The organism is Streptomyces sp. NPDC060000, assembly GCF_042737375.1.
GTDB lineage: Bacteria > Actinomycetota > Actinomycetes > Streptomycetales > Streptomycetaceae > Streptomyces.
In genome coordinates, this window is record NZ_JBHWUU010000017.1 from 26,994 (window position 1) to 47,248 (window position 20,255).

Consider the following 20,255-nt stretch of genomic DNA (forward strand, 5'->3'; position numbering starts at 1 on the left):
CCAAAAGGTCACCCGCCGTACACTCCCGGAGTGACCGTCACCGCTACTTCCGTGGGCCAGCCGGACCAGCTGGAGCCCCAGGCCGCGCGGGCCACGCGCGGCGCGCGGCTCCTGCGCCTCGTCCCGGCCGCCGCAGCGGCGCTCTCCGGAGTGCTGCTCTACGTCAGTTTCCCGCCGCGCACCCTGTGGTGGCTGGCGCTGCCGGCCTTCGCCGTTCTCGGCTGGGTGCTGCGCGGGCGCAGCTGGAAGGCGGCCTTCGGCCTCGGGTACCTCTTCGGGCTCGGTTTCCTGCTGCCGCTCCTCGTGTGGACCGGTGTCGAGGTCGGGCCCGGGCCCTGGCTCGCCCTGGTGGCCATCGAGGCGGTCTTCGTCGCCCTGGTCGGCGTGGGCATCGCCACCGTGGCGAAGCTCCCGGCCTGGCCGCTGTGGGCGGCGGCGCTCTGGATCGCCGGCGAGGCCGCCCGCGCGCGCGTGCCCTTCCGCGGCTTCCCCTGGGGCAAGATCGCCTTCGGCCAGGCGGACGGCGTCTTCCTGCCCCTCGCCGCGGTCGGCGGCACCCCCGTACTCGGCTTCGCCGTCGTCCTGTGCGGCTTCGGCCTGTACGAGGTCGTGCGCCTCGTACAGAAGCGGCGGCGCTCGGGCGAGGTGCGGCGCTCGGCGGCCGCTCTGGCACTGCTCGGCGTGGCCGTCCCGGTCGTAGCGGCCGTGGCCGCCCGGCCCCTGGTCAGCGACAAGGCGGAGGACGGCACCGCGACGGTGGCAGTCATCCAGGGCAACGTCCCCCGCCTCGGTCTGGAGTTCAATGCCCAGCGCCGGGCCGTGCTCGACTACCACGCGCGCGAGACGGAGCGTCTGGCCGCCGAGGTCAAGGCGGGCAAGATCGCCCAGCCCGACCTCGTGCTGTGGCCCGAGAACTCCTCCGACATCGACCCCTTCACCTACGCCGACGCGGCCGTCGTCATCGACAACGCGGCCAAGGCGATCAACGCCCCCATCTCGGTCGGCGGGGTCGTCGAGCGGGACGGCGAGCTCTACAACGAGCAGATCCTGTGGGACCCGGTCAAGGGGCCCACCCAGACGTACGACAAGCGGCAGGTCCAGCCGTTCGGCGAGTACCTCCCGATGCGCTCGCTCATCGGCGCCATCAACAAGAACTGGACCTCCATGGTCCGCCAGGACTTCAGCCGGGGCAGCAAGCCGGGTGTGTTCGACATGAACGGCACCAAGGTCGGCCTCGCCACCTGCTACGAGGCGGCCTTCGACTGGGCCGTGCGCGACACCGTCACCCACGGCGCCCAGCTGATCTCGGTGCCCAGCAACAACGCCACCTTCGACCGCAGCGAGATGACCTACCAGCAGCTGGCCATGTCGCGCGTCCGCGCCGTCGAGCACAGCCGGACCGTCACGGTGCCCGTGACCAGCGGCGTCAGCGCGATCATCATGCCGGACGGGAAGATCACCAAGAAGACCGGCATGTTCGTCGCCGACTCCCTGGTCCAGAAGGTGCCCCTGCGCTCCTCGGAGACGCCGGCGACGAAGCTGGGCATCCTGCCCGAGATCGCCCTGTTCCTCATCGCCGCCGGCGGCCTGGGATGGGCGATCGGCGCCGGGCTGCGGGCCCGGCGGAGCACGACCGGCTGAACGGGCGGCCCGGATAGAGTCGCCGTATGCCGACTCCTGACTTCATCACCGAGATCCGGGCCACCGCGGGCCACCAGCTGCTCTGGCTCCCCGGCGTCAGCGCCGTCGTCTTCGACGACGACGGGCGGGTGCTGCTGGGCCAGCGCGCGGACAACCACCAGTGGTGCGTGATCTCGGGCATCCCGGACCCGGGCGAGCAGCCCGCGGACTGCGCGGTGCGGGAGGTGTACGAGGAGGCGGGCGTGCACTGTGTCCCCGAGCGCGTCGTCCTGGTCCGCGCCGGAAGCCGGATGGCGTTTCCGAACGGCGACGAATGCCAGTTCATGGACGTCACCTTCCGCTGCCGGGCCGTGGGCGGCGAGGCGCGGGTCAACGACGACGAGTCCATCGAGGTGGGCTGGTTCGCGCTGGACGCCCTGCCGCCGATGCACGACCGGCAGCTGTTCCGCATCAAGCAGGCGCTCTCCGACGAACCCACGTGGTTCGAGACCACGCCTTCCGAATGAAGTATGGGCGGTGACCACATGGGGCGGGGAGCGGGCTCTGCCTAGGGTCGAGGCATGACTCCGCCCCACCAGGTCGCCCCCGGTCACGCCGCCCCCTCACCCGACCTCGGCGGCCGGACCGCCCTCGTCACCGGCGCCGCCGGCGGCATCGGACGCGCCTGCGCGCTGCGGCTCGCCGCCGCCGGGGCCGCGGTCCGCGCCGTCGACCGGGACGCGGCAGGGCTGGAGGCGCTCGCCGCAAGCGCGGCCGGCCTGCCCGGCTCGGTCGAACCGTACGTCCTGGACCTCACCGACCTGGACGCCGCCGAATCGGCCGCCGCCGGGACCGACGTCCTGGTCAACAACGCCGGGCTGCAACGGGTGGCCCCCCTGGAGGAGTTCCCGCCGGACGTCTTCCACACGGTCCTCACCGTGATGCTGGAGGCTCCCTTCCGGCTCATCCGCGGCGCCCTGCCCCACATGTACGGGCAGGGCTGGGGCCGCATCGTCAACGTGTCCTCCGTACACGGACTGCGCGCCTCCGCCTACAAGTCGGCCTACGTCGCCGCCAAACACGGACTCGAGGGCCTCTCCAAGACCGCCGCCCTCGAGGGCGCCCCCCACGGTGTGACCTCCAACTGCGTCAATCCGGCCTATGTGCGCACCCCGCTCGTGCAACGGCAGCTCGCCGACCAGGCGCGGACGCACGGCATCCCCGAAGAGCGTGTGCTGGCCGACGTGCTCCTGCGGGACAGCGCCGTCAAACGACTCATCGAACCGGAGGAGGTCGCCGAGGCCGTCGCGTACCTGTGCGGCCCGCAGGCGTCCTTCGTGACGGGTACCTCGCTGGTCCTCGACGGCGGCTGGACCGCGCACTGAGCGCCCCGCCGCGCCGCGCGGACGAAGCGGACGAAGTTGTCCACAGGGCTGACGGGGCGGCCCGGCTATGAGGAATCCTGTGAGCATGTCCCGCGATCACCTGAAGGGCGCCACGGCAGCCCCCGGCCCCGCCTACGACGCCGACGCGCCGTTCCTCGAGCTGCTCGCCCGGGGCGCGGCCGCCGAGGCGTACGACCGGCCCGTGCTGCTCGCCCGCGCCGAGGGAGGGGACGGCGAGCGGATCGCGGCACTCGAACACGCCAAGCTGCTCGCGCTGCGGGTACGTTCGGAACTCGAGGGCAGGCGTCGGCGGGAGGCCGAGCTGTCGGCGCTCTTCGAGACGGCCCACGACCTCGCGGGCCCACGGGACGTGGACGCCGTGCTCCAGGCGATCGTGCAACGGGCCCGCTCGCTGCTCGGCACCGACATCGCCTACCTCAGCCTGCACGACCCGGCCAGGGGCGACACGTACATGCGGGTCACCGAAGGCTCGGTCGCGGCCCGCTTCCAGCAGCTGCGCCTCGGCATGGGGGAAGGGCTCGGCGGCCTGGTCGCCCAGACCGCCCGTCCCTACGTCACCGACGACTACTTCCGCGACGACCGCTTCCGCCATACGACGACCATCGACGCGGGCGTACGCGACGAGGGACTGGTGGCGATCCTCGGAGTTCCGCTGACCCTGGGACCCCACGTCATCGGGGTGCTGTTCGCCGCCGACCGGCGCGCCCGGGTCTTCGAACGGGAGCAGATCGCCCTGCTCGCCTCCTTCGCCGCCCTCGCCGCGGCCGCCATCGACACCGCCAACCTGCTCACCGAGACGCGTTCGGCCCTGGCCGGCATCGAGCGTGCCAACGAGATCATCCGGGACCGCAGCGCGGTCATCGAGCGCGCCTCGGACGTCCACGACCGGCTGGCCGAACTGGTCCTGCGCGGTGGCGGGGTCCACGACGTGGCCGCCGCGGTGTCCCAAGTGCTCGGCGGCACCGTGGAGTTCCTGGAAAGCGCACCGGCCGGCGCGTTGGAGGCCTCCCGCGCGGAAGGCCACGCCGTACGTCATCAGGACGACTGGATCGCGGCGGTCGCGGCGGGCGGGGAACTGCTCGGCGCTCTGGTACTGCACGGCCATCCGGCCCTCGACCCGGTCGACCAGCGCACCCTGGAGCGGGCCGCGATGGTCACGTCCCTGCTCCTCCTGGCCAGACGCTCCGCCGCCGAGGCCGAACAACGCGTCCGCGGCGAGCTCCTCGACGACCTGCTCGAGGCCCGCGACCGTGACCCGCGCCTGCTGCGCGAGCGCGCCGCCCGGCTGCACGCCGACCTCGACGCGACCCACGTCGTGCTCGCGGCCCGCCTCGACGCCGCCGCGCCCGACGCCGACCAGGAGGCGGCCGCGCGGCGTCGCCTGTGGTCCGCCGCCTCCCACCTCGCCGCTACCCGGCACGGCCTGGCCGCCGCCCGCGACGGCGGCACGGTCCTGCTGATGCCCCTCGAATACGGCGACAACGCAACGGAGTTGGCCCGCCGGACCGCGCTGCACCTCGGCGCCGCCGTCCAGGAAGCGGTCACCGTCGGCGCGTCCGCCCCGGTGCGCGACCTCGCCGCCCACCCGGACACGGTGGTCGCCGCGTACGCGGAGGGCCGCCGCTGCCTCGACGCCCTGCGTCTGCTGGGCCGTTCCGGCGACGGAGCGGCCGCCGAGGACTTCGGCTTCCTGGGGCTGCTCCTCGCCGGCGACCGGGACGTGGCGGGCTTCGTGGACCGCACCGTAGGCCGGGTCGTCGCCTACGACGAGCGGCGCGGCACCGACCTGCTGCGTACCCTCGACGCATACTTCGCCGCAGGCATGAGCCCGGCCCGCACCAAGGACGAACTCCACGTTCACGTCAACACGGTGGCCCAGCGACTCGAGCGGGTGGGGCACCTTCTGGGCGAGGACTGGCAGAGCCCCGCCCGCGCACTGGAGATCCAACTCGCCCTGAGACTGCACAGGTTGACGGCTCCGTCTCCGGCACCGCACTGATCCCTTGCGCCTGACCACCTCGTACCGACCCTCCTCGCGCTGACCCCCTTCGCAACGATGGCCTTCGCGCCGAGCCGCGGACGCGCTGACCCCGTACGCGCTGACCCCGTACGCGCGGGTGGCGTACGGGGGGCGGCCGTGCGCCGGGGATGGGGACGGAACCGGCGAGGGGACGGGGGCGGGGACGGGATCAGACGGCGCGCGCGTCCGTCGCCGGGGTCTGCGTGTGTTCCGTGCCGGCGGCAGGCCCGCTGTCGGCCGGCTCGGTGCCGGTCAGGTCGTCGTCGGCCAGGTCGCGGTGGCGGGTTTCCTTGGCGACTCCCACGGCGACGACCGTCAGCAGGGCCGCGGCGATCACATACAGGGCGATCGGCGTGGAGCTGTCGTAGTCGGCGAGCAGCGCGGTGGCGATCAGCGGCGCCGGCGCGCCCGCGGCCACGGAGGCGAACTGGGCGCCGATGGAAGCGCCCGAGTAGCGCATCCGGGTCGCGAACATCTCTGAGAAGAAGGCCGCCTGGGGCGCGTACATCGCGCCGTGCAGCACCAGGCCCACCGTCACGGCGAGGACGAGGCTGCCGAAGGTGCCGGTGTCGACGAGCGAGAAGAACGGGAACATCCAGAGCCCGATCCCGACCGCGCCCAGCAGGTACACGGGCCGTCGCCCGATCCGGTCGGAGAGCGCACCCCAGGCGGGAATCACCGCGAAGTGCACCGCGGAGGCGAGGAGTACGGCGTTGAGCGCGGTCTGCTTGGAGACACCCGCCGAGGTGGTCGCGTACACGAGGATGAACGCGGTGATGACGTAGTAGGAGATGTTCTCCGCCATCCGCGCACCCATCGCGACCAGCACGTCCCGCCAGTGGTGCCGCAGCACCGACACCAGCGGCAGCTGCTCGGCCTCCGGCGCACGTACCGCTTTGCGGGCCTCGGCCCGCGCCAACGCCTGCCGGAAGACAGGGGATTCGTCGACAGACAGACGTATCCACAAACCGACGACCACCAGCACCCCGGAGAGCAGGAAGGGGATCCGCCAGCCCCAGGAGGCGAAGGCGGAGTCGGAGAGCACGGCGGTCAGCAGGGACAGCACGCCGGTCGCGAGCAACTGCCCGGCGGGCGCGCCCATCTGCGGCCACGAGGCCCAGAAACCGCGCCGCCTCGCGTCCCCGTGCTCGGACACCAGCAGAACGGCTCCGCCCCACTCACCGCCGAGCGCGAAGCCCTGGACCAGCCGCAGCAGGGTCAGCAGCACCGGAGCGGCGCTCCCGACCGTCGCATGCGTCGGCAGCAGCCCGATCGCGAACGTCGCCCCGCCCATCAGCAGCAGACTCAGCACCAGCAGCTTCTTGCGCCCGAGCCGGTCGCCGTAGTGCCCGAAGACGAGGGCGCCCAGTGGACGTGCGGCGAACCCGACCGCGTACGTCAGGAACGACAGGAGCGTGCCGACCAGCGGATCGGAGCCGGGAAAGAACAGCTTGTTGAAGACGAGGGCGGCGGCGGAGCCGTAGAGAAAGAAGTCGTACCACTCGATGGTGGTGCCGATGAGGGACGCGGCGACGATGCGCTTGAGGCTGGCGGGGGGTGGGGGAGCGGTCGCGGGGGAGGACATCGGCACCACTTCCAAGCGGTTGGCGGGGACGGGTTCGTGTCGCCATACCGTAGGAATCCGCAGGTCGGGGGCACATGTGGTGGGACACCATAGTTCGAGGGTCGGCTGTGCGTGTGGCCACCAGGCCGGCTCATGGAAAGGCGGTTCAGGGGCTTGATGGTGGTCGAAACGAGTGCCGTCCGGGACGCGTAGTTCAGGGTGATTTGACGGTGCGGTATTGACTCCCGTGCTGGTTCGGTGCTGACTAAAAGCCCACGTCATCACCCGTCTTCACCTGACCCGTGCTGACTTGGTGCTGACTACGCTCCGTTGAACTCGGGCATCTGGGGCTGATTGACTCAGAGTCGTTGCGTAGTAGGTGACCGGACTGAGAGACCGAGCCTGGCCTTGCCGATCAGCCGCCGTGGGCATGGGCAAGACGCTGCGTCTGGGCGCGGTGCGCGCTTGTCCCAGCAGATTCTTCGTCTCCTGGTGCTCCGAGGTCCACGCGCGGATGACCAGCGAAAACGCCCGCGATCGAGACAAGCAGGGGTGCGCTGGCCGGGAATGGTCCGGATCTTGGTCTGAGGCGCCCCGCCGTCGGCGTTGACAATATGGTTACGTGGTAGCCATAATGAAGTCTTGATCTCATGGCGTCAAACGTGAGGCAGTGGGCGAGACGGCGAGGACGTGCGGCGTCGGTGCCTGATGCCCCTGCGGGAAGACATCCGTCGTGCAGCTGTCGAAAACGGATACGATAAAGCCGAAAATCCTGCTTTGGATACGCGTGGACAGTAGACCTGGCTGAGAGGGTGACCGCGTCATGGCTTCGGAGGCCCAGCCGGTTCCGGGAAGTCCCGCTTGGTGGGCGAGTCGGACGCCCGCCCCTGTGTACCGGCGTGGGCGCCCCCCGATGGACGTCGGGCGGATCGTCGACACGGCCCTGAAGCTCATCGATGAAGTCGGGATCCAGGCGCTGACCCTACGGATGCTCGCCGACGCCCTGGACTCGGGCACGGCGACGCTCTACCGGCACTTCAACGGCAAGGACGAACTCCTCGCTCTCGTCGCCGACAGAATCCTGGGCGAAGTCCACGTCCCGTCAGAGGAGTTGGACGGTCTGTCCTGGCGGGAAGCAGTGACCGTCGTGGCGAAGGCCTTCTACGGCACCCTGTGCCGGCACCCCCATGCGCTGCCTTTGCTGGCGGCCCAGGTTCCCGTCGGTCCCAACGGTCTCCGAAGCAGGGAACGGCTCATCACCCTGTTCCTCAGCCATGGGTTCCCGGTCGGCCTGGCCGCGCGGGCCTTCACGGCCATCGGCCACTACGTGATCGGTTTCGCCATCCAGCAGCACGGCCCCGGGACAGCATGCCCCGAGGACCAGCTGCAGCTGCGGGAGTACTACAACTCGCTTGACCCGACCGCCTATCCGGCCACGATGGCGGCGGCCGACGAGTTGACCTCCGTACCGCTGCACGAGGAGTTCCGGTTCGGCCTGGACCTGCTCCTCGTCGGGCTGGAGAAGGCCGGGCTCGACCCGTCACAGGATCCTGAGGAAGGCACAGGGGCAGCCGGATAGCGGCTCTCGGGCGCCGGACTCGGTGTTGCGGAAATCGTCATCTTTGCCGTCGAGCGGTTCGTCGGCGGCGGGGTACATGCCCGGTTCGACGTGCAGCTCGCACGCGACGGCGGCGTCGCGCAGGTGGCGGGCATATGTGACGGCCGAGGCATGGCAGGGGTCGATGTCGCCCACACTCGGTCCTGAACGGCTTCTGCTCGGGCGAGGTCCAGATGCACGCCCCCGAGCCCTGGCGGCGCGCGGCTCGTCAGTGCCAGCCGATCCAGTCGGCCAGGGCGCGGCCCATGACCAGCTCCAGGTCGCGGCCCTTCAGCCAGGGCAGCTCCTCGGTGAACATCGTCACCGCCTCGCGCCATGAGCAAGGGAGGCGCGTGATGTCGGTGCCCCAGAACATCCGCTCGGAGCCGTACGCGTCGAAGACCTGCCGCAGTACGCCGTGGGTGCTGGCGAACGGGTACGGGTCCGTCGCCATGCTCGGTATGCCCGTCGCCTTGACCGCGATATTGGGGTGGCGTGCGAGGGCGAGCAGGGCGTCGAGGTGCGCGGCCGCGTCGGGCAGCTTCTCGAACGGGTTGGTCGCGAGGTGGTCGATCATGAGGCGCATCTGCGGGTACCGTGCGGCGATGTCGCCGACGGCGGGCAGGTAGGGGGGCATCACCATGAGCGCCATGGCGATGCCGCGCCGGTCGGCGGCCGCCCACAGCCGGTCGAGCCCGCCCGACGCGAGCTTGTCGCCCATCTCGGGCGCCGCCAGCATGAAGCGCAGGCCCAGCATGCCGGGTTTGTCGAGCCAGGCATCGACGAGGGACTCGTCCGCGGTCTCGTCGAGGGGGAACCAGCCGAGGGTCGCGAACCGCTCAGGATGGTGCTTCGCCGCCTCGACCGCGTAGTCGTTCGCGTCGGCGTCCCAGATCGCCGGACAGTTGACGGCGCGGTCCACGCCTGCCTCGTCCATGTCACGCAGGGCGGTGTCGACGGTGTACGGCGCGCGCCAGTGGTGCGGCGGCGCGCTCTCGCCGGCCCAGAGGTGGATCTGTGCGTCGATGATCTGCACGGGGCTTCCTCTCAGTTCGCGATCGCGGGGCTCGGCCGGCCGCACAGGCGCGCCCTCGTCCAGTCGGCGACGAGTGCGTCGCGGTCGTGCTGGTGGTTGTAGACGCAGTGGTTGCCGTCGGAGAAGACCACCATCTGCGTGTCGTCCGTGGGGGCACCCTTCAGGAGGATCTCCGCGAGGTCGTTCGAGACCATGGGGTCCTTGCCGCCCTGCACGACCAGCAGCGGATAGCCGGCGTTGGGTCCGTCGGCGAGCGGGGTGACGGTCTTCCACACGTCCATGGCCCGGTCCGCGTCCTCGGTTCCGCAGGCGGCCACCATCTTCGAGAAGAAGGTCCCCATGGTCGGCGGTACGAGCCACGGGGCGTGGATGCCGCCGTTGTCGACACATGCCCGGATCCGGGTGTCCTGTGCCGCGACGGCCATGGCGACGCTGCCGCCCATGCTGTTGCCGATGAAGCCGATCGGGTGGCCCGGCGAGCGCTCAGCGAGGAAGTCGACGGCTCGCCGGTAGGCGTCACGCCAGTGATCCGTGAGGTAGTGCTCGTGCGTGAGCCGTGTTTCGCCCTGCCCCGGCCCGTCGAGCATCAGCGTGTCGACGCCGCGCGCCGCGAGCGCCTCGCCGAGGCTGTCGAAATCCATGGCCCAGCCCTCGACGCCCCCGATGACGATGGCCGAGGCGACCGCGGTGTCGCACGTGGGGATCAGCCACCCCGTCAAGGGACCGCGGTCGGTTTTGACGGTGACGCGCTCGCGGTCGGCGCTCAGTTCGGCGGCCTGTGTGTAGACCTCCGCGGCCCGCGCGAAGATCTGCCGGCGCTCCGCGGTGTCGGACAGCATCATCACCTGACTCATGCGGAGCAGGGCGGACGCCCGCCGCAGGTACCCGATCCGGGTGGGCCTCCCGGCGACCTCCGTGGTGCCTCCGACGCGACGCAGGCACACCTCCGCGAGCTGCGTGGCGGCCGAGCGCCAGTCCTGCCCCTCGACCACGCGGGCACGCACCTCGACGGCGTCCGCGTAGTCGACGCCGTAGCCGGTCATGCGCTCCAGCGAGAACTGGCGCAGCGCGGCCTGCGATTCGACCGAGAGCCTCGACGTGGCTTCCTCCGTCTCCGCGCGGCTGCCGACGAAGTCGAGGGTCACGACCGGTGCCGGGCGGTCCTCGGCGACCTCCTGCTGTGCTGACATTCCTGAAGCTCCTCCTGTTCGGTCTGACACATGGCGGTACGCCCAGCAGCTGTCCGGCGAGCTGCGGCAGCGTGGGATGCGCCTGTAACAGCCGTCGTGGGGAAAGGTGCAGCGCTGGAGGGCGGCTGGTCCAGAATTACCGGCAGTCGCAATTTCGATTACAACGTATCCGTAATGACATGCCGACGCAACGGGCACCGGCGGCAAAGTCCGGTGCGGGTCAGGGCACCAAGACGATCCGGTCGGACATGCCGGCGGTCGCGGTCCAGACGCGCTCGACCTCCGCGAGGGGTACAGCGCGTGCCCGGACGTCGAAATCGCCATGCGCGACGGCGGATACGAGCCTGGGGAGCTCCTTGACGAAGTCGCGGCCGGGGACTGATCCGATACCGGAACGCCGATCTGCAGTCGCGTCGAGCGCAGCGCCGCGGAGGGGATCGGTGCCGTTGGACCGGCGACTATTCCTGGTCTCGTCGAGTGGGTTCAGGCGAGCTGCGCGTCGAGTAACGCTCACCGCGCCGGGACGGCTGTCACCTCGGGGTGAACGCCTCGACTGCGGCGGCGAAGGAGGCCGCCCAGTCGCTCGTGATGATGCCGCCGATGTATCCGTCGGGCCGGATCAGAATCAACGCGTCGCCGTCGACGCCGTAGATGCCGGCCAGTTGGCCGGTGGCGTCGGTGATGTGGCCACTGTCGATTCCGCGTCCGCCGCGGACGGCGTAGCGGCGCAGTTCGGCACCCTCGGAAGGCCACGTCAGGTGAGGCAGCGCCTCGGTGGCGTTGGGGCCGAACGCCAGCACGGTGAAATGCGATCCCCGGAAGACCTCGAACAGGCGGCTGGTGCCGGGCGCGGTGCACGGCGCGTCCGGTGCCCGGTCGCCCACGCGCAGGGTCTTGGTGGCCGGAGCGTCGGCGGGGGCGAGAGGACCACCGTGGTAGGAGAGCGAGAGCTGTCGCTCCTCGTCGCCGCGCTTCAGGCCGGAGACACGGTGCTTGCTGAGGCTCTGGTAGAGCTCGCTGGACTTGCCGAGGACGCCTGCGGCGATCGGGAGCCGTTCGGCCTCGTAGCTGTCGAGCAGCCTGTCCGGCGCGCCGGCGATCGCCTGGCCGAGCTTCCAGCCCAGGTTGTACCCGTCCTGCACACCGGTGTTGAGGCCCTGCGCGCCGGCCGGGGTGTGCACGTGGGCGGCGTCGCCCGCCAGGAAGACCCGGCCCACGCGATAGTGCTCGACGAGTCGGACGTTGGGCCGGAACGCCGAAGTCCAGCTGATGTCACGGAGCTTGAGGCCGGTGAGCGCGTGGAACCGGTCGGCCAGGGCGGCATGGTCCAGGTTCGGGGTGTCGCCCGGCGTCAGCCGGATCATCACCTGGAACTGGTCGGAGTGCGGCAGCGGGCACGCTCCTGCGGAGGCCCGGGGCCACATGTGCCACCGGTCGCGGGACAGTCCGTCGATCGTGCAGTCGATGATGAGGGTCTTGTCGGAGTCGTCGGTGTCCCCGACGAAGCCGAGACCGGTGGCCGCCCGGACGGCGCTCGCGCCGCCGTCGGCGCCGACGAGGTACTTGCCGCGCACCAGCTCGCCGGTGGAGAGCTTCGCCGTGACACCCTCGGAGTCCTGCTCGAAGCCTTCCAGGGCGACGCCGTAGTCGATGGTCAGTCCCTGGCGTTCGAGCCTGCGGTGCAGGATGGCGTCGGTACGGTGCTGCGGCAGCAGAAGAATGTTCGGGTAGGGGACGTCCGGGGTCGGCTTGTTCCGCTGCTGCATCTTCCACGGCGCCGTGACGGGCCCGAGGTGGAGACCCGCGAGCGGATAGGGTCCGCCCTCCGCGTGCGCCTCGTGCAGCACGCCGAGATCCTCGAACACTTCCTGGGTGCGGGGCTGGATCCCCTTGGCGCGGGAGCCCTCGAAGGCGTGCGGCGCCTTGTCGACGACACGGACGCGAAGACCGCGCCGCAGCAGGTCGGCCGCGAGGGTGGAGCCGGTCGGGCCGCCCCCGGCGACGAGGACGTCGATGTCGTGGGGTTCTGTCATGGTGATCGACCTCAATTGTTTGTCTCGAACAGGGCGGCGAGCGGCCGTGCTGCGCTGTGGGGGCCTTCGAGCTGGATCATGTGTCCGCGCTCGGCGGCGGGTGACACTCGACTGGATGGAGTAGTTCCCGGACGGCGTCGGGGTTGTGCTCCCTCTCGCCTCTCACTTCTCGCATATCGGCTACGGTGTAGCCACTCATTTCGGCTACACCGTAGCCGTTTATGGGGGTGGGGGCAAGTTGTGAGACCTGGCCTGTCACGCGGCCGGTTCGTTTTTCTCCATGCCTCGCGGGACACGTACGGGCGGGTGTCTGCCGGGCCCCATCGAGCCTTGAGGCTCTTCACGAGCGGCCAGCTCCAGGCCGTCGAGGAGTAGGCCCAGGCCGAACCAGAGTTCCTCGTGCAGTGGTACGGAGGTCAGCTCGTCGGCGCTCGCCGTCGTCGCCGGGTAGGTGGCCGGGTCGAGTGAGCGGTAGTACTCCCGCAACGCCGCTTGGTCCTCGGGGCTTGGTGTTCCGAGATCGTGCTGTCGGATGGCGAAGCCGATCACGTAGTGGCCGATGGCGGTGAAGGCGCGGGCGGCCAGGGGGACCGAGAATCCGTGCCGCAGGAGCAGCCCTCCGAGCCATTCTCTGGCGCGGAGGCCGTTGGGGCCGACGGGGACCTGGGCGGCGAGCAAAGGGAGCGCGTTGGGGTGCCGACGAAGGGTGTCGTGAAAGGCGTCTGCGGCGGCAGCCACGGCTTCCCGCCAGGGGAGGCCTTCCAGTTGCTCGGGCGCGGCGCGCACTTCGCCCAGAATTCTCTCTGCCACGAGGGCGAGTAGCTCGTCCTTGCTGTTGAAACGACGGTAGGGCGTCGCCGTGCCCGATCCGAGGGTCTCGGCGAGAGCGCGCAGGGTCAGTGCCCGGATCCCCATGTCATCGATGAGCTTGAGGGCCGTGTCGACGATCCGGCCGACGTCCGTCTGTGGACGGCCGTGCGGACGTGTAAGTTCGGGTGCCCGGCTCGCCCACCAGGCGGGACTGCCCGGAAGGGGCTGAGCCTGCGAAGTCATGCAGCGTGGGTTCTGGCGGGGCCCCGCGGGGAGCGGAGGGGCCCGGTGATCTACCGAGGTGGGCTGCCGCCTCCCGCATGACCGGTAGAGCGGCGATCTTCGCCCCTCCCGGCGGCAGGAAGACCAGGGCCGGCAGACGGCGGTGTTGATCTGTGCCGTTCTCACGCCTCGGCGCTCATTCGACTGCGGCGGTCGGCTCCCAGACGGGCGTAGTAGTCGACGAGTCCCGGGGCGTCCACTGCGGCCGGATCGAGGACCTGCTCGGCGGGCGTGCCCTGGAGGAGTCGCTTCACCGGGACTTCGAGTTTCTTGCCGGTCCGAGTGTGGGGGATGGCCGGTACTTCGAGGATCTCGTCGGGGACATGGCGCGGTGAGGCGCCGGTGCGGATCGCCTCCTTGATCTTCTCGCGCAGGACGTCGTCCAACGTGACCCCGGCCGCCGGGACCACGAAGAGAGGCATCCAGTAGCCGCCGTCGGGTTCCTCCGCGCCGATGACCAGCGCCTCGGTGATCTCCGGCAGGCGCTCGACGACGTCATGGATGTCGGCGCTGCCGAGGCGTACGCCGTTGCGGTTGAGGGTGGAGTCGGAGCGGCCGTGGACGATCACCGAGCCGTGGGAGGTGTGAGTGACCCAGTCACCGTGCCGCCAAACGCCGGGGTAGGCCGCGAAATAGGCGTCGTGGTAACGGCTGCCGTCGGGGTCGTTCCAGAAGTACAGCGGCATCGAAGGCATGGGACGGGTGACGACCAGCTCGCCGACCCGGTCCACCACCGGGTATCCCTCGGCGTCGTAGGCGGCCAGGGCGACCCCAAGGTGAGGGGCGGACAACTCGCCCGCCCAAACGGGGGTGGTGGGGGTGCTGCCGGCGAAGCCGGAGACGACGTCCGTGCCGCCGGTGCTGGAGGCCAGCAGGACGCGGTCGCCCACGTGGTCGCGGACCCAGGGGTAGGCGGAGGCGGGCAGGGTGGAGCCGGTGCAGCCGATGGCGCGGATCGACGACAGGTCGTGGACGGACGGGTCGATGCCGAACTTGGCCATGCCCAGGAGGTATTGAGGGCTGGTGCCGAAAAGTGTGACGCGATGGCGGGCGGCCAGTTCCCACAGGACGTCGGGGTGGGTGAGCGGGGCCGGGCTGCCGTCGTACGTGCACGTGGCGGCGCCGGTCAGCAGTGTCGAGGCGAGCAGGTTCCACATCATCCAGTGGGTGGTGGTGTACCAGAGGAGACGGTCGCCGGGGCCCAGGTCGGAGTGCAGGCCCAGGGTCTTCAGGTGCTCCAGCAGGACTCCGCCGTGGCCGTGCACGATGCCCTTGGGCAGGCCGGTGGTGCCGGACGAGAAGACGACCCACAGAGGGTGGTCGAACGGTACGGCGGTACAGGTGAGTTCTTCCGAGCGGGTGGAGGCGTCCTCCCATGGGACGACCAGCGACGGATGGTTCCGCGAGGGCCACGGCAGGCCCACATGGCCCACGAGCAGGGTGGCCTTCAACGTCGGAAGGGCCTGGGCGAGGTCGAGTGCGGCGTCGCGGCGGTCGTGCTTGGTGCCGTTGAAGAGGTAGCCGTCGGCGGCGATCAGGACGGTTGGTTCCAGCTGGGCGAAACGGTCGGCGGCCGCCTTGGGGGCGTAGTCCTGGCCGCACACCGACCAGACCGCGCCGAGACTCGCGGCGGCGAGGGAGGCGACGATCGCGTGCGGGGTGTTGGGGAGGTATCCGACGACCCGGTCGCCCGCCCCTACGCCCAGGTCGCGCAAGGTGGCGGCGACGGAAGCGACCTGGGAGCGCAGTCGCTTCCCGGTCACCTCGTACCCGGAACCGCTCTCATCGAGAGCGACGATCGCCACGTCGTCGTCCGCGAGGTTGCGCAGAGCGTGGTGGGCGTAGTTGAGGGTGGCGCCGGGGAACCAGCGGGCGCCGGGCATCCTGTCCTCGGCCAGCACCTGTTCGTACGGTGTCTCCGAGTCGATGTCGAAGTACTCCCACACGGCACCCCAGAAGCTCTCCAGGTCGGTGACCGACCAGCGGTGCAGGGCGGCGTAGTCGGCGTCGGCCTCCACGCCGCGGTGCCGGGCCGCCCAGCGGGCGAAGTCCGTCATGCGGCTGGCGGCTGCCGTCTCCGGGGCAGGCGTGAAGAAGGGGGGCGGGTACGGGGTATTCATCGCGTGGTGCTCCTCAACAGGGCCTTCTCAACGATCCGTTGGGAAGGAATGGGGCTTCGTGTGGTGTGCAGCAGGGACGCCCACCCGGCCGTACCCGTGAAGTCGCGACCGCCGGACGGGACGACGTCCAACACGACGCGATCCGGCCGCAGCAGCACGGCGTCCGCCCGCCCCTCGCGCAGCCAGTCGGTGAGACGGCCGTCGTCGCCGAGGTCGGCCGCGGAGAGAACCCGGGCACCAAGTCCGTCGGCGACCGCCTTCAGAGAGGGGGTGAGCGGTACGGCGCTCAGTACGGCGAAGGAGTCGCCGAGCAGGTCGTCGAGGCGGGCGCGCCGCCCATCGACGTTCACCCAGGGCTGCGGGCACAAGCCGCCTACGAGACCGCGTCCGCCGAGGCGGGGTCGGCGTCGTACGAGCGGCCCGGCGGTCAGTGCCGGGCTGAGGCCATTGGCAACCGCCGTGGTCAGGCCGGGGAGACGAACGGCCGCGCTCAGGGCACCGCGGCGGATGGCCGCGAGCCCGTCCTGGCCACCGGTCATGGCCCAGCCCGTTGCGACCGCGAGCCGGATCACATGGCGGGCATGGGGCTTGCGTTCGCTTTCGTACGTCTCCAACATGCGCTCGTCCGCACCCTGTCGGAGGACACGCGCGAGCTTCCAGGTCACGTTGTAGGCATCGCGCAGGCCCGAGCACAGCCCCTGACCGATGAACGGCGGGGTGAGGTGCGCGGCATCGCCGAGGAGGAAGACGCGTCCCCGACGCCAGCGGTCGGCGATGCGGGCTCGGAAGGTGTACTGCGCCTGCCGCACCAGCTCGAAGTCGGCGCCGTGCGCGAGATCCACCCACGGAGCGATCAGCTCCCTCAGTCGCTCGTGATCCGGTTCCGAGTCGTCCTGGAGGCGGAACTCCCAGCGGTAGCGGTCCTCGCCGATGCGCATGAACGTGGCGGGCCGCTGCGGATCACAGATCTGTTCGACGCCTTCCCAGCAGCGGACCGGGAGGCTGGTGCGCACGTCGATGACCGTCCAGCGTTCCTCGAAGTGCAGGTCCTCCCAGGCGGCGCCGACGGCGTCGCGGGTCAGGCTGCCCGCGCCGTCGCAGCCGAGGACGGCGTCCGCCCGCACGAGGTGTTCGCCCTCGTTGTCGTGGTAGGCCACCCGGACCGGACCGTCGCCGTCCTGCTCGACGCCGACGACCTCAACGCCCCCGCGCAGCTCGGACTCCGGGGCGCGGGCCAGGGCGTCGCGCAGCACCCGTTCCAGTTCGGGTTGGTCGAACATGCTGGTCTGCGGGAAGCCGTGCGCTCCCTGAGCGGCCCGCGGGAAGTCGGCCATCACACGGTGCCGGGCGTCCAGCAGCCGCAGCCCCCGTGCCGGGCGGGCGATCGCGGCGAACTCCTCTTCGACTCCTGCCGCCTGGAGGATGCGGCGGACCTCGTCGTCGGTGGCGACGGCACGCGGAAGGGGGTAGAGGTCGTGGTGACGTTCGAGGACGACGGTCCTCACACCACGCCGGGCGAGCAGGAGGGCGGCGGTCACGCCCACGGGCCCGGCTCCGACAATCACTACGGGTATGTGTTCCGGCCCGGGCACGGCCTCCCGTGGTCCGGCGGCTTGGTCGACGGTCATGTGCGGCTCACTTCGGGTCTCGGTTCGCGTCGGTCATGTCGCGTCGGTCACGGGGGTGCGCTGCTCGCCGAGATCGATGCGCCCGTCCGGCGTGGCGATGGTGGCGGTCACGAGGTCGCCGGCGTGCAGGTAGTGCGGGTTGCGGGCCTGGCTCTTGAAGAACGCCTTCCACTTCGCGGCGGGCGGCAGCAGCGCGCCGATCTTCTCGATGGCCTTGGGCGGGGCCTTCAGGGCGGTGCCGCCGGGGGTGCCGGTCAGCAGCAGGTCGCCGGGGTCGAGGGTCTGGAAGCGGGCCAGCAGGGTCAGCGCCTGCGCCGGGCGGACGATCATGTCGGCGAGGGTGCGGTCCTGACGCAGGTCGCCGTTGACGGACAGCTTCAGCCGCAGGTCGAGGAGGTGGGCGAAGTCCTCCGGCTCCAGCAGGGAGAGGTACGGGCCGGTCGGAGTGAAGGTGGGATACGACTTGCTCTCGTAGAACTGGGTCTTGGTCAGCTGGACGTCGCGGGCGCTGACGTCGTTGGTGACGACGAGCCCGGCGACGTACGAGGGCAGGTCCTGCTCGGTGACGGCGGTGCCCACGGGCAGGGTCGCGCCCATGACCAGGCCGAGTTCGACCTCGTAGTCGAGGAACTTCACGTGGGAGGGCCGGACGACCGCGTCGTGCGGGCCGCTGACCGAGCCGGACGCCTTGCGGAAGAAGGTGGGCGGGATCTCGCCGGTGAAACCCGAATCTCGGGCGTGGCTGCGGTAGTTGACCATCTGGGCCACTACGCGACAGGGAGTGGTGACGGGGGAGAGTGCCACCAGGTCGGCCACAGGCGTGCCCGCCTCGCCGCTCGTGGCGGCTTCCCGGACGGCGTCGCGAGCGGCCAGAAGCTCGGCGGTGGTGACGGCCTTGGTGTCGATACGGACGGCGCACGCGTCGCGCACCACCCACCAGCCGTCGGCTGCGCGCAGGACGTTGATGCTCATGTCAGTGCCTTCATCAGGGGATTGGGGGGCGTCAGGAGTTCGCGGCCTTCAGCAGACCGAACAGGCGCGCCGGGTCGAGTTCGTTGTCGCCGCGCAGGGCATGCAGCACCTCACGGACCTTGGCGGGAGACGGATTCGCGCCGAGGAAGTCCCGGGTCGCCGGCGGCCCCCATTGCGCGAGGCCGCTCGCCGACATGGCTGACCAGCCGGGTTCGAGGTCGCTGGAGAAGAGGTCGCCGTCGGCGAAGTGCTCCAGCATGAAGCGGTCCGGGTCACGCCAGTAGTCGAAGAGCTGGCTGCCCAGGATGTGCCGGCCGATGCCCCAGCTGCGCTGATAGCCGCGCTCGGCCAGGTACTCCCCGCCCGCGGCGATCGAGTCGAGATCGGTGACCTGGTAGGCGGAGTGGACATAACCCGTCCCCGGCCCCAGGTGCATCGCCAGCGTGTGGTGGTCCACCGCGACGCTTCCCTGGTCGCAGCGGATGAACGCCATGACCGGTCCGCGCACGCGCTGACCGTCCAGGAAGTGGAAATCGCTGACGATCATGCCGAGCGTGTCGAGGTACCAGTCCAGGGCCCGCGCGAACACACGAGTCTCCAGGACCACATGCCCCAGGCGCTGGATACGTGACGGCTCACGCGGCGGGCGCTGCGTGACGTTCGTACGGCGGTGGTCCGTCCCGAAGTTGAGAAGGAGCGGCAACTGTTCGGGCAGCGCGGGCAGTTCCTCGCCACGGTGTACGACCCGCACCGGGAGGCCGGAGGGGTCGAGCAGGTCGACCACCTTGCCGCCGCCGGGCGCGTCCGCGTCTCGCACGGCGGAGCCGGTGGCGCGGGCGAGCCGGTCAAGGTCGGCACGCTCGGCCGCGCGGAACGCCGGGCCGATGAAACGGGACGTACGGCCGCGCCGGATCACCATGCAGGGCGAGCCGGCGAAGGTGCCCCGCAGCCACAGAGCGCGCTCACTGCGGGCAACGATCCCGAAACCGAAGTCACGCGCGAAGACCTCCGCGCGATCCAGATCGGGCTTCTCGAACTCCAGCCAGGCCAGGTCGGCCACCTTGATCAGCGGATTGCGGGAACGCCCGGGGTGCTCGCCGCGCAGGGCCCCCTGCTCGCTGTGGAGATCCTGATGGACCGTCTTGACGGCGGCCCCGATGACACGGGTTTCAGACATGGCACCCTCCAAGCAACGTAGCCGTAATGATGGAAGCCTCATCATTGAGGACCTCATCGTCAAGGGCTTGGTCGGATAAAATGATGAGTGCATCAGAAATGCGATCGTTATCGTCACCGTTGTTAGACTCACCGCATGTCGACCTCAGCCCCGCCCAGCAACCGCTTCGAACGACGCCGCGCCGAGACCCGCCAGGCGCTCGTCCGTGCGGCCCGGCAGATCCTGGCCGACACCGGAGACACGAGCGCGAGCATCCAGGCGATCGCGGAGCGCGCGGACGTGGGTTTCGGCACCTTCTACAACCACTTCGAGTCGAAGGCGGAACTGTTCGACGCGGCGGTGATGGACGCGCTCGAAGAGTTCGGCCGGGCCGTCGACGAGCGTCTGCAGGGGACCGACGACCCGGCCGAGCTCGTCGCGGCGGGCCTGAGGCTCAGCCTGCGCATGGTCGACTCCCACCCGGAGCTCATGCAGGTACTGCGCCACCGCGGACTCGCTCATATCCACTCCGACGGGGGGCTGGCGCCCCGGGCCCTGCGTGACCTCGAACGCGGTGTCGCCGCGGGCCGGTTCGTCGACGTGGACCCGACCGTCGCCCGGTCCGCGCTGGGCGGGTCCCTGCTGTCCCTGGTGGAGCTGAGGTTCGCCCGCCCCGAGCTCGATGCTGACGAGGCGGCCGCCAACCTGGCGGAGATGGTGCTGCGCATGCTGGGGGTTCCCCCGGACGACGCCCGCGATATCGCCCGTCACCCCCTGCCCGATCTGGCCTGACCGGGGCTGCCTGTTCGGCCGGATCGGGC

The 20,255-nt window shown here is 70.6% G+C and carries 16 protein-coding genes; 6 read left to right on the forward strand and 10 right to left on the reverse strand.

Annotation, left to right across the window (positions count from 1 at the left end):
- Positions 1 to 30: 30 nt before the first annotated feature.
- From lnt to ACFWBB_RS11820, 4 genes are all read left to right on the forward strand, one after another.
- Positions 31 to 1,641 (forward strand): apolipoprotein N-acyltransferase, encoded by a 1,611-nt coding sequence (gene lnt, locus ACFWBB_RS11805; protein WP_385269706.1) that lies wholly within the window; start codon positions 31 to 33, stop codon positions 1,639 to 1,641.
- A gap of 26 nt (positions 1,642 to 1,667) precedes the next feature.
- Positions 1,668 to 2,147, forward strand: coding sequence for an NUDIX domain-containing protein (locus ACFWBB_RS11810; protein WP_385269708.1), 480 nt, complete (start codon positions 1,668 to 1,670; stop codon positions 2,145 to 2,147).
- Positions 2,148 to 2,201: 54 nt separating this feature from the next.
- On the forward strand, positions 2,202 to 3,005 hold the full coding sequence (locus ACFWBB_RS11815; protein ID WP_385269710.1) for a 3-hydroxybutyrate dehydrogenase: 804 nt from the start codon (positions 2,202 to 2,204) through the stop codon (positions 3,003 to 3,005).
- A gap of 85 nt (positions 3,006 to 3,090) precedes the next feature.
- Positions 3,091 to 5,025 carry a helix-turn-helix domain-containing protein gene (locus ACFWBB_RS11820; RefSeq protein ID WP_385269712.1) on the forward strand — a complete coding sequence of 645 codons (1,935 nt, stop codon included), beginning with the start codon at positions 3,091 to 3,093 and terminating at the stop codon, positions 5,023 to 5,025.
- A gap of 190 nt (positions 5,026 to 5,215) precedes the next feature.
- Here the strand turns inward: ACFWBB_RS11820 and ACFWBB_RS11825 are convergent, their stop codons facing one another.
- Complete coding sequence (locus ACFWBB_RS11825) at positions 5,216 to 6,631, reverse strand: MFS transporter (protein WP_385269714.1); 1,416 nt, start codon at positions 6,629 to 6,631, stop codon at positions 5,216 to 5,218.
- 892 nt (positions 6,632 to 7,523) lie between these two features.
- On the opposite strand from ACFWBB_RS11825, the gene ACFWBB_RS11830 reads away from it, so the two are divergent.
- A complete protein-coding gene (locus ACFWBB_RS11830; RefSeq protein ID WP_385269716.1) occupies positions 7,524 to 8,189 on the forward strand; it encodes a TetR/AcrR family transcriptional regulator C-terminal domain-containing protein in 666 nt (221 codons plus the stop codon).
- Here ACFWBB_RS11830 and ACFWBB_RS11835 read toward each other — a convergent pair.
- The 9 genes from ACFWBB_RS11835 to ACFWBB_RS11875 all read right to left on the reverse strand — a co-directional run bounded on the left by ACFWBB_RS11835 (position 8,151) and on the right by ACFWBB_RS11875 (position 19,455).
- On the reverse strand, positions 8,151 to 8,363 hold the full coding sequence (locus ACFWBB_RS11835) for a hypothetical protein (protein WP_385269718.1): 213 nt from the start codon (positions 8,361 to 8,363) through the stop codon (positions 8,151 to 8,153). The two genes, ACFWBB_RS11830 and ACFWBB_RS11835, sit on opposite strands and share 39 nt — an antisense overlap.
- 73 nt (positions 8,364 to 8,436) lie before the next feature.
- Positions 8,437 to 9,243, reverse strand: coding sequence for an amidohydrolase family protein (locus ACFWBB_RS11840; RefSeq protein ID WP_385269720.1), 807 nt, complete (start codon positions 9,241 to 9,243; stop codon positions 8,437 to 8,439).
- Between the two features lie 11 nt (positions 9,244 to 9,254).
- Entirely contained in the window at positions 9,255 to 10,433 is a 1,179-nt protein-coding gene (locus tag ACFWBB_RS11845; protein ID WP_385269722.1) for an alpha/beta hydrolase, read from the reverse strand.
- A gap of 530 nt (positions 10,434 to 10,963) precedes the next feature.
- Positions 10,964 to 12,466, reverse strand: coding sequence for an FAD-dependent monooxygenase (locus tag ACFWBB_RS11850; RefSeq protein ID WP_385269724.1), 1,503 nt, complete (start codon positions 12,464 to 12,466; stop codon positions 10,964 to 10,966).
- 255 nt (positions 12,467 to 12,721) lie between these two features.
- Positions 12,722 to 13,519, reverse strand: a complete 798-nt coding sequence (locus ACFWBB_RS11855; protein WP_385269726.1) for a TetR/AcrR family transcriptional regulator — start codon at positions 13,517 to 13,519, stop codon at positions 12,722 to 12,724.
- A gap of 161 nt (positions 13,520 to 13,680) precedes the next feature.
- Positions 13,681 to 15,678 (reverse strand): acetoacetate--CoA ligase, encoded by a 1,998-nt coding sequence (locus ACFWBB_RS11860; RefSeq protein WP_385269728.1) that lies wholly within the window; start codon positions 15,676 to 15,678, stop codon positions 13,681 to 13,683.
- Positions 15,675 to 17,306: a bifunctional 3-(3-hydroxy-phenyl)propionate/3-hydroxycinnamic acid hydroxylase gene (locus ACFWBB_RS11865; RefSeq protein ID WP_385269730.1), complete on the reverse strand. Its 1,632-nt coding sequence runs from the start codon at positions 17,304 to 17,306 to the stop codon at positions 15,675 to 15,677. Before ACFWBB_RS11865 ends, ACFWBB_RS11860 begins: the two co-directional genes overlap by 4 nt.
- A 33-nt stretch (positions 17,307 to 17,339) precedes the next feature.
- Positions 17,340 to 18,278: a fumarylacetoacetate hydrolase family protein gene (locus ACFWBB_RS11870; RefSeq protein ID WP_385269732.1), complete on the reverse strand. Its 939-nt coding sequence runs from the start codon at positions 18,276 to 18,278 to the stop codon at positions 17,340 to 17,342.
- Positions 18,279 to 18,309: 31 nt separating this feature from the next.
- Positions 18,310 to 19,455 (reverse strand): VOC family protein, encoded by a 1,146-nt coding sequence (locus ACFWBB_RS11875; RefSeq protein ID WP_385269734.1) that lies wholly within the window; start codon positions 19,453 to 19,455, stop codon positions 18,310 to 18,312.
- A 135-nt stretch (positions 19,456 to 19,590) separates the two neighbouring features.
- On the opposite strand from ACFWBB_RS11875, the gene ACFWBB_RS11880 reads away from it, so the two are divergent.
- Positions 19,591 to 20,226 carry a TetR/AcrR family transcriptional regulator gene (locus tag ACFWBB_RS11880; RefSeq protein ID WP_385269736.1) on the forward strand — a complete coding sequence of 212 codons (636 nt, stop codon included), beginning with the start codon at positions 19,591 to 19,593 and terminating at the stop codon, positions 20,224 to 20,226.
- Positions 20,227 to 20,255: the final 29 nt, after the last annotated feature.